The sequence below is a fragment of the Rhodococcus sp. IEGM 1241 genome (assembly GCF_033142365.1).
In the GTDB taxonomy this organism is placed as follows: Bacteria; Actinomycetota; Actinomycetes; order Mycobacteriales; family Mycobacteriaceae; genus Rhodococcus_F; species Rhodococcus_F erythropolis.
The window spans coordinates 494,864-508,067 of record NZ_JAWLSE010000002.1 but is presented as its reverse complement, the minus strand read 5'-3'; the positions used below and the strand labels follow the sequence as shown (position 1 = coordinate 508,067).

The following is a 13,204-nucleotide window of genomic DNA, read 5'->3' as shown; positions in this document are numbered from 1 at the left end:
AATGGGAGCGGTTTCCTGCGGTATGTGCGGTAGATGCTGTCGAGTACTGGTTGCAGTGCCCGGCGTGCGAGGTCTGCTGTTTCCGGGTCTGAACCCCCGAACTTCACTGTCACATTCGGCATTGATACCCCTGTTGGTCGAGTGTCCGATTCCCTGGCCGGAAGCGTACGTATCGGGATCGCGAATCAGTACAGAAACACCAAAACGAGGCGCTAAGTCCCTACTTGCGGTGGATGCGATTCCGTCTTTGGGTTGACGAAAAACAGCCCGACCGCGGCGTGCGGTCCGGCTTCTGTTCTACGACTCCGGGTTACGCCCCGAAGCCGAGGCCGCGGTTTCGTCTGTTCACGTTGGGTGGCGAATTGCCGATGCTGACGGGTGTTTCGGTCAACCCCGTCCCGTGGTCGACCACCTAGATCGGCGGTTCCACGGTTCCGCAGAAGCTCAATGCCTGTGCGCAGCGCCCCGGGGATCTGGAAGTCGTAGCTGGTCTGCATCCAAGCTGTTCCATCAGCCTCTGCGATGAATATCGCGATGGGTAGCGCTCGGAGACCCAAGGCATCGGTGCCAGATTCCGCGATCTCATTGCCAACATGCCCCACGACGTTCTATGGTTCATTACATGAGTAATGAACCAGTGAACACCGGGCGTCGATCATCGTGATCGACGACGGACGACCACTGTTCCAGCAGATCGCCGAGCAGATCGAAGGCTCGATCATCGACGGCTCACTGCCGGAAGACGGGCAGGTGCCCTCAACCAACGAACTGGCGGCGTTCCACCGAATCAATCCGGCGACGGCAGCCAAGGGCCTCAATCAACTCGTAGGCGAGGGGCTCCTCTACAAGAAACGGGGAATCGGAATGTTCGTCACCGTCGGCGCCCGCGACGCACTCAGGTTCAGACGACGAGAAGCGTTCGCGCGCCAATACATCGAGCCGTTGGTCATGGAGGCCGACCGCCTTCAGATTTCCCTCGACGAACTCAAATCCATGCTGGACGACAGGAAGGCGGACCGATGAACTCAAGCACGACAACGACCAAGTCGCACGTCAGGCGTTTCGACGAAACTGAACTCGTCGCCTCGATGCGAGCAGTGAACAGAAGCTACGGGGACGTCGATGCGCTCTCGGACGTCTCGTTCGAGATCGGCCAGAACAAAATCTACGGCCTGCTCGGACGTAACGGCGCAGGCAAGACCACGATCATGCAGATACTGACCGGACAGGACCTGCACACCAGCGGCGACGTCGAGGTATTCGGCGCTGCCCCTTTCGAAAATGCCGACGTCTTGGCGAACGTGTGCTTCGTCAAGGAAAGCCAGACGTACCCCGAGGACCTCAAGGTCAAGCATGTACTCGTCGCCGCCGGCCATCTGCTCCCGAATTGGGACCACGCGTTCGCCGAGACACTGCTCGACGATTTCCAACTTCCACTGTGCCGCAAGGTGAAGAAGCTCTCGCGCGGCATGCGGTCAGCGTTGGGAGTGATCATCGGACTTGCCTCCCGTGCACCGCTCACGCTATTCGACGAGCCGTATCTCGGCCTCGATGCCGTTGCACGCCAACTGTTCTACGATCGACTGCTTGCCGACTACGCCGAACATCCTCGCACTGTAGTGCTTTCGACTCACCTTATCGACGAGGTAGCCAATCTGCTCGAGCACGTGATCGTCGTAGACAGCGGCCGGATTGTCGTCGACGAGGACGCGGACGCACTGCGAGGTCGCGCCGTAGCGGTATCCGGCCCCATTGATGCGGTGGATGCCGTTGCCGCGTCCGGCAGGGTCCTGCGCCGGGAGACACTAGGCGCCCACAGCCGAATCATGTTGCAGGCCGATGTGACCGAGACCGAGCGAATCCGACTGCGGGAGGCCGGAGTCCAAGTGGAACCGGCATCTTTGCAGGAACTTGTCATCGCGACTTCGACGCAGCGCAAGGAGATCACCGCATGAGCATCGCAACGACAGCGCCACGGACGGTCCCGAAGGCGCCCACTCGGTCCAGGATCGGTTCCGTCCTCCAACTGCACACGGTCGCGTGGCCGTTGCTGATCGCCTGGCCGGTAGGCATCCTTTTGATCTCTTTCCTCATCAGCTTCACCATCTACGCGATCGTCCGGAACGATGAGGGTGAGGGATTCACCGGCAGTATGTTCTCCGTTTACGGTTTCGTGCTGGCGTTCTACCTCCAGTCGATGACCCAGACGTTCCCGTTCGCGCTCGGGCTGAGCGTGACTCGCCGCGAGTTCTTCACTGCCACCACGATAATGGCGTTGGCACAGTCCGCAATCTTCGCAATCGCGCTACAACTGCTGTCAGTGGTGGAGTCCGCCACCAACGGCTGGGGTGTGCACATGCGCATGTTCGGCATCGCACGCTATTTCACCGACAGCGCAGCCGTTCAGTTGCTCGCGCTGTTCGCGACGCTGCTGCTGACCAGTTCGATCGCAATGCTGACAGGTGCGATCTACCAGCGATGGAGGACCACCGGTCTGCTCGCCTCTCTCACCGGTCTCTTCGGTGTGCTCGGCCTGTCAGCGATCGTAATCACCTGGGCCAGCTGGTGGCCGGCGATCGGTTCGTGGTTTGCCGATACTTCCCGAGTGGTGCCGATGGCACTACTTCCATTGGCCCTGGCCGTCGCCTGCATAGCCGGAGCCTGGGTCACTTTACGTCGAGCAACGCCCTGACCGAGTAATCATGTGCGACGCCAGATGTCGCACCGTGTCCGAGTGCCCCTCGGATCGACACCGTCCAGGCAGTTCGGCCCCTTCCTCAGCCCAGGGAGGGGCCGAACTTCACAACAGGGATATCGCGTCCCCGGGGTCCCCTCTACTGCCGAGCCACTCGCTCGACAAAACTCGAAGCACGCAGCACCAGTTCATCTTTCCGGTCCTGGCGCGCAGCGGCGGCATCGTAGCCGGCATACGGGAGCGGGGGGTCGTTACGAACATTGGCCGAGCACTGGAAGTCTCGGCAGATCAGTGTTCCGACTGTGCTGCCACGTCGACCAGCGGGCCCGGCCAACTTGGCGCCGTAGAAGACGACCTCGTTGGGAAGGCGCGTGTCACGGCACCAGGAACACTGGGCACGCGATCGCGGAGTGGCTTGCGCTTGAACGAGCAAGACTCCGATGATCTCCCCGTCGAGTGTCGGGACGATCGCGTAGGCGCGTCGGCCCATTTTGGGATCTCGCCAGCCCAGATAGTCGAGAGCGTCGAAGTCGATGGTGTCGAAGCCATCCGGCAACGTGAGATCAGTCTTCTCCTTACGGCTCGCGTTGACGAGGCTGGAACGGGTAGATGTATCGGTCAAAATGATCATGGGTGTATGCCAATCGTGGATCGGTGAAGGTGGGTACAGCTCATGGCCCGACCAGCACCTAGTGCTGTCGGGTCCGAAATGCGCTATCTGCTGCCGGCGAAGACGACGCCGACAACCCCCTCACGCCCATGGGGCATCACGATGTCCACACCCCGATGGTAGCCACAGGTCCTCGACACGGGCCACTCGATTTATCGACGCACTTCATGCGTGAAATGGCGCGGTGAATCAGTCACGCCAGACCGCCGTGAACTCGTACCAAGGTCCGTCCGAGGTGCTTTGCGGAGAAATCGTCGAACCCCGTTGGTGCGCCGCTGGGCGAGTACACCCATCCACTCGTGGTGGTGAACATGCTGTCGTTGTCGATGAAGTAGACCTCATCGGGACGTACGACATGGGCACTGCTGATCTCGAACTGGCCGATCTCGAGCTCTTCCACAGTCGATCCAGGCTGCTCCAGGAGAGCAATCGCGACGGTCTCGAACTCTCCGCTCTTGTCGAGGAAAGTTGCCGGCGGCATCAACAACACCGCAGCGACCGCGGCGATAACGGCAACCGGAGAGGGCAGGATCCACCACGACCACCGTCGGTCCTGGCCGAGAACGTAGAGCGTACGAACCGCCCACACCAGACCAACAACGATCAAGGTGAGCAGAGCCGCAGCGCTGACGAGGAGAGGATCGAACCACCTGAAGTCACCGAATGGCGAAGGCCACCACCCGTAATGCCGGCAGACCAACGCAATAAGCGGAACAACGGTGAATGCCAAAAGAATCGGCCCCGGTGGCTTGGACGACTCCGGAGGGTCAGCTACCAACCATTCACCCAGCGACTTCGGCCTTCTCATCACCCCACCGTATCTGCAGGTCATGGCAAACTCAGCTACACGGCGAATACCTTTGCAGTACAAGCACTCTCGTTCCACCCACAACAACCAACGCCGCGATCGGCACTCTCGCCGCAACCGACACAGATGGACAAACCTCACAATCCGCAGATTCAACGTGCCGATCATGCGACAATCGGACGGTGAACGAGACCGCGAGTGGAGTTTCGCACCCGTACCGATCGCGACTGTCGACCGTCGGCATCCTCTTCGCCGCCGGCCTGCTGTGGTCCACTCCCCTCTCCGCAGCCACGCCCACCGAAACCGGGCCGGCCAGTTGCGTACCATTCGGAACCGCCCAACTGCCACCCGGCGCACCCTCGGGAGGCGGACGAGTCGGGTTGGAAAACCTTCCGTTGTTCAACGGCACGGCCACCCCCTCTTCCATCGAGATTCGCACGCCAACAACCCAATTCAATCGATTCTGGGACTTTACACTGGTCGACCACGACTTACTCACTCGTCCGCGGGCGCCCGGCGAACCAACGACCGAGCCATGGCGTTTCGTACCGATGCCCGAATGCCTACGTGGACGACTGGTCGGGATATCACTGGACGACGACGAACTCGTCGCAGTCGACGACAACGGCTGGATTTACACGATGGACAACGCCTCCCAGGACCCGCTCGTGTGGAACTGGACTTCCGCGTGGGGTGCGCCCCTGTGGAGCGGCACAGGTCGACAACTTCCGGGAGACCGGCCGAACGGGTGGGCACTGAGCGTCTCGTCGCCTTGGGATAATCAAACTTTCACCGACATCGCAGGACGGATTCACTTCGTCGGACTCGCCAAGATGACGATGATCCCCACGCTGACCGCGGACGGCAGCCGAATAACCTACGCAGACCCGTGGCTGCCCAACGACGACAGCTACGAGATCGGCGGCCCGCTCGGCGGGCGATTCCAGGCGGACTCGCTGTCGGCGGCCGGATCAACCACTTTCGTGATGAACAAGTACGGCGACATGTACACCCGCACATTTGATTTCGATTCTTCGGGATCGGACTCGATCTTCTTCCGCTACAGCTGGGAAGATCAGTCGGACAAGCCGTCGGCACCCAACCTCGTGGCCGAAACGCTGGACCGCAGCACCGCCGCGATCCAACTTCCGGCACCGGACTGGGTGCACCAGCCCAAGATTCCCGGTGAAGTCACATCCGCGATCAGTGTGCACTCACTCGGCCCCGGCCCGAACCGGCGGGAGTTGCGTGTCGAGGGCCGCCGCGGCGCCGAATCCGGTTTCTGGCACAAGGATCTCGTCGGGGATGCTTGGGAGTTCACGCCGACTGGCGCGTCCCTCCTCGGCACACTGATCGAAAACGCGCCGACAGACCGGTCGACGGATACCCTGTCCCCCGCTGCCCCCTGGCACTTGTCCACGACCTTGCCCGCCCGCGACGGCGCCATCGACGGTCAGACTCTGATCGACATCGGGTTTCCGTACTCTGTGGTGGATCCGCGCATGCTGGACGCGATCGGCCAGTACGCACAACCGTCCGGATACCGACTGGACGTGGACCATTTCGACCCGGTCGCCACCACCCGGACCGCGACCGTGACTGCACCGGATGGCACGGTTCTTCCGGTCGTCCTGCACACCGCCGACGGACTACGGATGACTCGCCGCGCATCCGGCCTCGATGCCGATCCGCGCCACCTCGTCGGGGCAATCGAGATCCCGTCGGACGCGTACGCGGATCGGGCATCGAACCCCGCTCTGAACGCGTTCGTGCAGGACTGGATGCGCGGAAACCCCATTGCCGCGATCACGCTCAGCGCCACCGACCACGACTTGGTGATCCGCTAGCCGAAACCAGCGCCGTCCACCGTGTCGCCTCGATTAGGCTCAGCAGATGGTCGACACCACACCCGACGTGCCGATATCACCCGTCGACGCTGCGAGCTTCCAGCTCGGTGTGGATGTCCAGCCGTACCTGGTCACTATTGCCGGTCTGCTCTCTCCGGGCGGCTTTGTCGACAGCGACGGTCGACCGGATCTAGCGCATCTTCACCGAACACTCGCCGCGCAGATCGCGCAGGAACCGTTGTTGCGGCAACGACCGATTGTGCGGCATGGGTCATGGTGGTGGACGGAAAGCAACATAGAGGTCGACCTCCATGTCTCACTGGAGGAACGCGGTCCCACCGAACCCGACTTCGAAGCGGTTTGTGGTCGACTTGTGATGCAACCCCTTGACACCACCCGACCGTTGTGGCACATCGCATTGATTCCTGTAGCTCGAACTGGTCAGTGCGGCATCGTCATTCGAGTGCATCATGCGGTTCTCGACGGCGCCGGTGCCAGCGACCTTTTCGAGCGCTTGTTCGCCTCGCCTGATTCGAAAAAACCCGACCCAGGGGCGCCACCAACGGCGAAAACCGGCCACTCCCCCGAGCCACACATCCCCCAGAAGGCCAGTTCCCTGGACCTCCTCCGATTTCGAATCGGGACGTTCCTACATCGGCCGATCCGATCACGGGTACTCCTCGGCACAATCGGCACCACTAGATCCATCGCTTCCGTCAGCACCCGGACCGCTCCGGTCGTGCGCGGTGCGCAAAGTGTGGGAGGCACATTGAACGATGCCTACCTCGTTGCAGCGGGCACCGGACTGCGATTCATCCTCGAAGATCGTGGCGAGTCCATTCCGAAAACGATCGCCGTATCGGTCCCCGTCGCAGTCACAGCGATCGGAGACGCACGCAACGCCGTCGGATTCATGATCATCGACCTCCCACTTCAAGAAACAGACCTGGAACGTGCCGTCGCAATCGTCGCGAAGCAAACTGCGGCCGCAAAACCGTCCGCACGTGCGGCAGGAACAACATTTCGGTCGCCGCGTGTAGCCGGCATCTTCGACAAATTCGCGAAGCGACAGCACATGATCGGTGCAGTGGTGTCCAATGTTCACGGACCACGCGGTCCGCTCACGCTCGACGGGGCAGCGCTCGTCCAACTCTGGCCGCTCGGCCCGTTGGCGGGCAATGTTCGAATCGGCTTCACAGCAGCGTCCTACAACGACAAATTCTGGATCGGAATCCAGACCGATGCCGAGCATCTCCCTCCGGCAAGCAAGATCGCGCAAGCCGTAGAACGAGCTCTCAACGAAATAGCCAGCACCACAAGCTGACTGGTACTTCATCACACTCGTTCGAGTCGGATCGAACCGAGGCATCTGCGGATTTCTCAACCCGGGTGTCCTGATCCAGCAGGACTCGAGTGATCGCGTGATCACCGAACAGTCACGCCCCCAGATGCTCCCGAAAATCTAGCCGAAGTTCAGTCGAAGAATCTGGCACTCAAGGTTGCAGAGTGCCAGATCGGTTGGTTATCATGTTCTCGCACAGTGAGTTCGGTCGCCGTCGAGGTGACGGTGGCCTTTCTTAGACGATACGGGAGGTGTGTTGCTGTGCTTCGTTTCGATCCCTTCACCGACATTGACGCGATCACCAAGTCCTTGCTTGCTACCGGAACCGGCAGCAACCGAAGTCCACGTTTCATGCCGATGGACCTCTACAAGATCGATGATCACTACGTCCTTCACGCCGATCTTCCCGGCGTCGACCCGGGATCGGTGGACGTACAGGTAGATGGCTCGACCTTGACCTTGACCGCGCACCGCAGTGCTCTCTCCGAAGATGGAGTGACGTGGCTGGCCAGTGAGCGTTTCACGGGAACGTATAGAAGGCAGCTGTCCATCAGTGAGGACATCGACTCCGAGCGGATCGTCGCCTCGTACGACAACGGCGTGTTGACCGTGAGCTTGCCGATCGCAGAGAAGGCGAAACCGCGGCGGATCGAAATCGCGTCGGGGCCGCCGTCCAGCACTGCCAACTCCGAGGCAGAAACTCAGGGACAGATCGAAGCCTGACCTGAACGGCTTGGCACGAAATCGACTGTACAAGAACCTTTCATCCAGGAGGTCCACTATGCCCGCGCCAATCATGGCCCCCGCCGCAGCTCTGGCTGAACCGGTCGTCTGGAACGAAGATCCGCAGCGACAAAGGTGGTGGACGCGCATACTCGCGGCCGGCTCGCCGGAGAATTCATCCAACGACGAATTTCAACCCTGACAAGACCCGACCGCGATCGCCGAGTGCGTTCACCCGCAACTGAATTGAGGTCTTCCGTCCGTCTATTCGGGCGGACGGAAGGCCGTATTCAGTCGTCAAGCCCGGGCGAAGCCTGAGGATCGTTCCACGACGCAAGCCGAAGATTCACCAACCTCAGCTAGATGAAGAATCGCCCGAAATGGGCGGAGCGGGACAAAACACTCACACAACAAGGACGAAGCGCGCCGACACCGGCCACCCGTGACACGTACGGTTAAAATGTATACGATCAGTGACCCCACTGATGTTTACCGGCCTCGTCGGTCCCCTGAATTGTGTGGCCGTCGAGGTCGTCTCATCTCGATGCCCAACCTGAAAGTGGTCAGCCTTCTGCACTCGAGGGCGGGGAAGCTGTCGCCAGGCCCTCCAGAAGAATTGCCAGACCGCGCTCGAGTTCGTCCTGCCCGTCGTAGTGAGCCATGATCGTAGCCATCGATCGCAGTCTGGGGAACTCGGCAAGCGGAAGCCGATGCAGGCCGAGTCGCAGGAGATCGTCGGTCTCCTCCGGATTTTCGACTATTTCCTGAAGCTCGTTGAGAATGTGCCCATTGAGGAAACCGAACACCGCCCGGTAGATGTGCAATGCGTCTTCAGAGGTGAAACCGGCGCGTATCAGCAGTTCGAGTATCGCCTCGAGGTAGCGCAGCGTTCCCGGGGGACGCAATCCGAGCGGCGTCGACAACGGCCGAGTGACCAGCAAAGGAACCACGTTAGGGTGCTCGAGTGCGAGTCGGCGATACCCGTAGGCAACCGCGTGCAGTTGCCCTCTCCAGTCGCGATCGGACGGATCGACGGCCAGTTGTTCGAGCACGGTCTCTACGACCCCGTCCAACAGCGCCGCCTTGTTTGCCGCATATCTGTAGAGGGTCATCGGATTTCTATCGAGCGCTTTCCCCAGCCGCCGCATGGAAAGGCCTTCGGCGCCTTCCTCGTCGATGATCGCCAATGCCGTCGAAAGCACGAGCGCCCTGGTGAGAGGTTCCTCGCGGTCCGCGACTGGAACCAAACCATCATTGCGATCTCGCGAGTGTCCGGTCATTCACAGAACATACATCGTATGCCTACGCATTGACAGAACCGCACGGCTGGTTTACTGTTCGGGGACGCCCTACCTATACAACGTATACACACATCGTATAGCCGGAATGTCCGGATTCATTGGGCGCTCATCGATACGTCCCTGGCGCCGAAGCCGGCGCGGAACGTACGGACTCACTTTCGTCGCATGAGTCCCTTCTTCAAAGGATCGAAGATGAACAGAACATGACAGCACCCACCGCAACACGACGCTCGCGGTTCTTTCAATTTTCCGGCATTGCAACGATTTCCGTATTCTCAGTCGGCATTCTCGTCCTGCCGGCCGGCACTGCGGGCGCCGAAGCGACTGCCGTCGGACTCGGTACCGCTGAGCCCTTTGCAGTCCTTGCCGGAGCAGGAATCACCAACACTGGGCCGACGACGCTCGGCGGCGACATCGGCACATATCCGACGCCTACCATCACCGGTGTATCGGATCTGACGATTACCGGCACCAACCATGGCGGCGACGCGGTATCGCAGGGAGCGAAGCCCGATGTGTTGACTGCGTACAACACTCTCGCCGGTCAGGGACCCACACAACCGACCGGAGCCGACTTGACCGGTCGGACACTGGTTTCGGGTGTCTACAACTCCGGTTCGTCGATCGCGCTGTCGGGAACCGTCACCCTCGACGCGCAAGGTGACCCCGATGCAGTCTTCGTCTTCCAAGCGGGATCAACGCTGATCACATCGTCTTCGAGCACCGTCGCACTGATCAACGGAACGCAGGCATGCAATGTTTTCTGGCAGGTTGGAAGTTCCGCCACCCTCGGCACCAACTCCGTCTTCCGAGGAAACCTCTTGGCGCTGACAGACATTACTGCCACAACCGAGGCAACCGTCGAGGGTCGACTGTTGGCGATCAATGGCGCAGTCACTCTGGATACGAACACCGTTACGATCCCGACCTGTGCGCCTCCTGTCACGACTACGACCCCGACCACTACGACGACGACCGTCCCGCCTGACACCGCGATAACTACCACCACGACTGTGGTCCCGCCGGTGGTGACTACAACCACGACGGTCGTCCCGCCGGAGGTGACTACAACCACGACTGGTACACCGGTGGAAGCGACGACCACCACACCAGGGCCGAACGGCACGACTACAACCACTGCGGGCGTACCGCCGATCATCACGACCAGCCGAAACATTCCGTCCATACCCGAGATTCCCGGTCTCCCAACACTGCCGGTAATACCTCCCACCGTGCCCGGGACGGTAACCGTCCCGTCTCAGGTGCCGACGACGTCAGCTTCTCGAACGGGTGCCCCGACCACTCAACCGACAGTCCCGGAATCCCCGAATGTTCGAGCCCCTCAGGTGCAGCAGGTACCACGAGGGTCGGTCGACACCGGTGACGGAAGCACACAATCCCAACGTTCCGGCCAGTCGGGTGGAGCGTGGACAGCCTTGCTGGTCGCCACCTTCGGCGTCGTGGCTATATCGGCCCTCGTCATCCGTCGGACAAGTCGATAGATGAAAGACAAGAACTCCGTGATGGCTCCGCGATCTCGCCGAGCCATCACGGCTCTCGCCCTCACTGTTTCAGTACTCGTAACGGTGGTCGGATGCGCCGGTGGACAATCCGACAGCGGAAATTCACAACCACACTCGTCGCTTCGACAAGACACCACATCCGCGCCGCGCGCCACTGACTCTGCACTGCCCGAAAGGGCACCGGTAACTGCTGACCACCGCCCCGCTCGACTCGAAATCCCGTCCATCGGCGTCGATACCGACATCATCGATCTCGGACTCGATACCGATGGAGCACTCGAGGTCCCACCGGATGGGAAGGACGCAGGGTGGTACACCGGCGCTCCCGCCCCCGGTGAGGTCGGACCGGCAATCATCGCCGGCCACGTCGACTGGCAAGGCACCGACGGGGTCTTCTTCGATCTGCGGAATCTCGAAACAGGAGCCGACATCATCGTCACCCGCGAAGACGGAAGTCGCGCAGTGTTCACCGCTACCAGTGTCGAACACTTCCCCAAAGAGGACTTTCCCACCGAGGTCGTATATGGCGACATCGACCACCCTGGACTCCGGATCATCACGTGCGGTGGATCCTTCGACGAAACCGCACGCAGTTACAACGACAACATCATCGCATTCGCCGACCTGGCCTAACCGCCTGAGACGCCGCAGCACACCACTTCGAAAGTCCGCACGAACCGTTGGAGAGCAATGACCGTATTCCACTTTCCCGTGCTCGAGAAGTTTCGATGACAGACACCGACGACATTCGAGCGAGCGCCGAAGCAGGTGTCGACGCTCCTGCATGGCGGGATCGGAAGCGTTACTGGTGGCCGTTGGGATTGCTGATCCCGCTGAGTCCCTTCCTGTCCTGGCTGCTGGTCGAATATTTGCACCTCGGCCTGTTCTGGGCGACCGGTGCCTGGATCCTGATTCTCGTCATCCCGATCGTCGACGTCGCAGTCGGCGCAGACGGCCGCAGCCCACCCGACAACGTGATCGCGGCATTGCAGGACGACCGCTACTACCGATGGTGTACCTACCTGTTCGTGCCACTTCAATACGCTGGCCTCGTCTTCGCCGCATGGTGTTGGGTGTACGCCCCGATGGCAACCGGAGAGAAGATCGCACTGGCGATGACCGTCGGCGTCGTTGCGGGAGTCGGTATCAATGCCGCACACGAACTAGGCCACAAGAGCAGCCGCCTCGAGCGGCGGTTGGCAAAAATTGTGCTCGCTCAATCGTTCTACGGGCACTTCTACATCGAGCACAATTACGGGCACCACGTCAACGTTGCGACACCGCGTGATCCCGCCAGTGCTCGTTTCGGGGAATCGTTCTGGATATTCTTGCCCCGCAGCGTATTCGGAGGTCTGAAATCGGGCTGGCGGATCGAATCAGCACGCCTGCGCCGACAGGGTTCACCCGCACTGTCGCCTCGAAACAACATCGTGCAGGCATGGTCGCTGAGCGCCGCACTGTTCGGGACGTTGATCACCCTATTCGGGTGGCAGATACTGCCCTGGCTGCTCCTGCAAACCTTGGCCGGGATCACGTTCCTCGAGGCCGCAAACTACCTCGAACACTACGGATTGCTCCGTGTGCGAAGACAAGACGGCAGCTTTGTCAAAGCCCGGCCCGAAGACAGTTGGAACAGTGATCATCTCGTGTCCAATTTGTTCCTGTACCAATTACAACGACACAGTGACCATCACGCGAATCCGCGTCTGCGCTACCAATCTCTGCGCAGCGCTCCAACCGCTCCGCAACTCCCTGCCGGATACGCGGTGATGATCGTCTGCGCTGCCGTACCACCACTGTGGCGGCGGATCATGGATCACCGTGTCCTCGGCTACTACAACGGCAACGTCGAGCTCATTCACACCAAGGCCATCATATGAATAGCACTGCCCGAAATGACGATCGCAACGACGGGCGCTACACAGCCATCGGACCGGCCCAGCACACCAGAACCGAGTACCAGCCGGCGCATACCCGACTCATGCGAGCTGCACCGAGCCCGGACGTCGTCGCCGCCGCGGAGTACCTTTTGACCCAGCCCGACGCATACCTCTATCGCCGCCGATACCTCGATCTGATCACCCAGACCTCCGGGCCCGACGGCACACGGATCACCGACTACGCCGCAGCTGAACGCTACCTACTTGTCACCGCTACCGCGCACCGCAGAACTCATAGTGAGGTTCGTCCATTACCGGCACCCGGCGATTTTCTGTGAAGTGGTCACCGCAGTGTTTGATGCCAGAAAGTGACAACAGCCTGACGAATTTGGGAGCGCAGCATTTGTCATTGCCT

The 13,204-nt window shown here is 60.8% G+C and carries 13 protein-coding genes and 1 pseudogene; 11 read left to right on the top strand and 3 right to left on the bottom strand.

Annotated features, from left to right (window positions below; genetic code table 11):
• Positions 1-660: 660 nt before the first annotated feature.
• Genes R4P70_RS11985 through R4P70_RS11975 form a run of 3 tightly spaced genes read left to right on the top strand, consistent with a single transcriptional unit; the run spans position 661 to position 2,692 of the window.
• The gene (locus tag R4P70_RS11985; protein WP_019747490.1) at positions 661-1,023 is read left to right on the top strand and encodes a GntR family transcriptional regulator; all 363 of its coding nucleotides are present in this window, start codon (positions 661-663) and stop codon (positions 1,021-1,023) included.
• Positions 1,020-1,955 carry an ABC transporter ATP-binding protein gene (locus tag R4P70_RS11980; protein WP_317830863.1) on the top strand — a complete coding sequence of 312 codons (936 nt, stop codon included), beginning with the start codon at positions 1,020-1,022 and terminating at the stop codon, positions 1,953-1,955. Before R4P70_RS11985 ends, R4P70_RS11980 begins: the two co-directional genes overlap by 4 nt.
• On the top strand, positions 1,952-2,692 hold the full coding sequence (locus R4P70_RS11975) for an ABC transporter permease (protein ID WP_317830862.1): 741 nt from the start codon (positions 1,952-1,954) through the stop codon (positions 2,690-2,692). The genes R4P70_RS11980 and R4P70_RS11975 overlap by 4 nt, the downstream gene beginning before the upstream one ends.
• A 142-nt stretch (positions 2,693-2,834) precedes the next feature.
• Here R4P70_RS11975 and R4P70_RS11970 read toward each other — a convergent pair whose 3' ends face one another.
• Positions 2,835-3,326 (bottom strand): FBP domain-containing protein, encoded by a 492-nt coding sequence (locus R4P70_RS11970; RefSeq protein WP_019747493.1) that lies wholly within the window; start codon positions 3,324-3,326, stop codon positions 2,835-2,837.
• 228 nt (positions 3,327-3,554) lie between these two features.
• Positions 3,555-4,173, bottom strand: a pseudogene (locus tag R4P70_RS11965) (DUF1109 domain-containing protein).
• Positions 4,174-4,355: 182 nt separating this feature from the next.
• Between R4P70_RS11965 and R4P70_RS11960 the strand changes: the two are divergent.
• The 4 genes from R4P70_RS11960 (at position 4,356) to R4P70_RS11945 (ending at position 8,287) form a co-directional block, all read left to right on the top strand.
• Positions 4,356-6,020: a hypothetical protein gene (locus R4P70_RS11960; protein ID WP_317830860.1), complete on the top strand. Its 1,665-nt coding sequence runs from the start codon at positions 4,356-4,358 to the stop codon at positions 6,018-6,020.
• Between the two features lie 46 nt (positions 6,021-6,066).
• Positions 6,067-7,344, top strand: a complete 1,278-nt coding sequence (locus R4P70_RS11955; protein WP_019747496.1) for a wax ester/triacylglycerol synthase domain-containing protein — start codon at positions 6,067-6,069, stop codon at positions 7,342-7,344.
• A 279-nt stretch (positions 7,345-7,623) separates the two neighbouring features.
• Positions 7,624-8,085, top strand: coding sequence for an Hsp20/alpha crystallin family protein (locus tag R4P70_RS11950; RefSeq protein ID WP_029537818.1), 462 nt, complete (start codon positions 7,624-7,626; stop codon positions 8,083-8,085).
• Between the two features lie 58 nt (positions 8,086-8,143).
• A complete protein-coding gene (locus R4P70_RS11945; RefSeq protein ID WP_019747498.1) occupies positions 8,144-8,287 on the top strand; it encodes a hypothetical protein in 144 nt (47 codons plus the stop codon).
• 361 nt (positions 8,288-8,648) lie between these two features.
• Here R4P70_RS11945 and R4P70_RS11940 read toward each other — a convergent pair whose 3' ends face one another.
• On the bottom strand, positions 8,649-9,365 hold the full coding sequence (locus tag R4P70_RS11940; RefSeq protein WP_019747499.1) for a TetR/AcrR family transcriptional regulator: 717 nt from the start codon (positions 9,363-9,365) through the stop codon (positions 8,649-8,651).
• Positions 9,366-9,589: 224 nt separating this feature from the next.
• Between R4P70_RS11940 and R4P70_RS11935 the strand changes: the two genes are divergently transcribed.
• The 4 genes from R4P70_RS11935 to R4P70_RS11920 all read left to right on the top strand — a co-directional run bounded on the left by R4P70_RS11935 (position 9,590) and on the right by R4P70_RS11920 (position 13,127).
• Complete coding sequence (locus R4P70_RS11935; protein ID WP_029537823.1) at positions 9,590-10,888, top strand: ice-binding family protein; 1,299 nt, start codon at positions 9,590-9,592, stop codon at positions 10,886-10,888.
• Complete coding sequence (locus R4P70_RS11930; RefSeq protein WP_019747500.1) at positions 10,889-11,542, top strand: class F sortase; 654 nt, start codon at positions 10,889-10,891, stop codon at positions 11,540-11,542.
• A gap of 95 nt (positions 11,543-11,637) precedes the next feature.
• Positions 11,638-12,789 carry an alkane 1-monooxygenase gene (locus R4P70_RS11925; RefSeq protein ID WP_070385366.1) on the top strand — a complete coding sequence of 384 codons (1,152 nt, stop codon included), beginning with the start codon at positions 11,638-11,640 and terminating at the stop codon, positions 12,787-12,789.
• Positions 12,786-13,127, top strand: a complete 342-nt coding sequence (locus R4P70_RS11920; RefSeq protein WP_019747502.1) for a hypothetical protein — start codon at positions 12,786-12,788, stop codon at positions 13,125-13,127. The genes R4P70_RS11925 and R4P70_RS11920 overlap by 4 nt, the downstream gene beginning before the upstream one ends.
• The last annotated feature ends 77 nt before the right edge of the window (positions 13,128-13,204 follow it).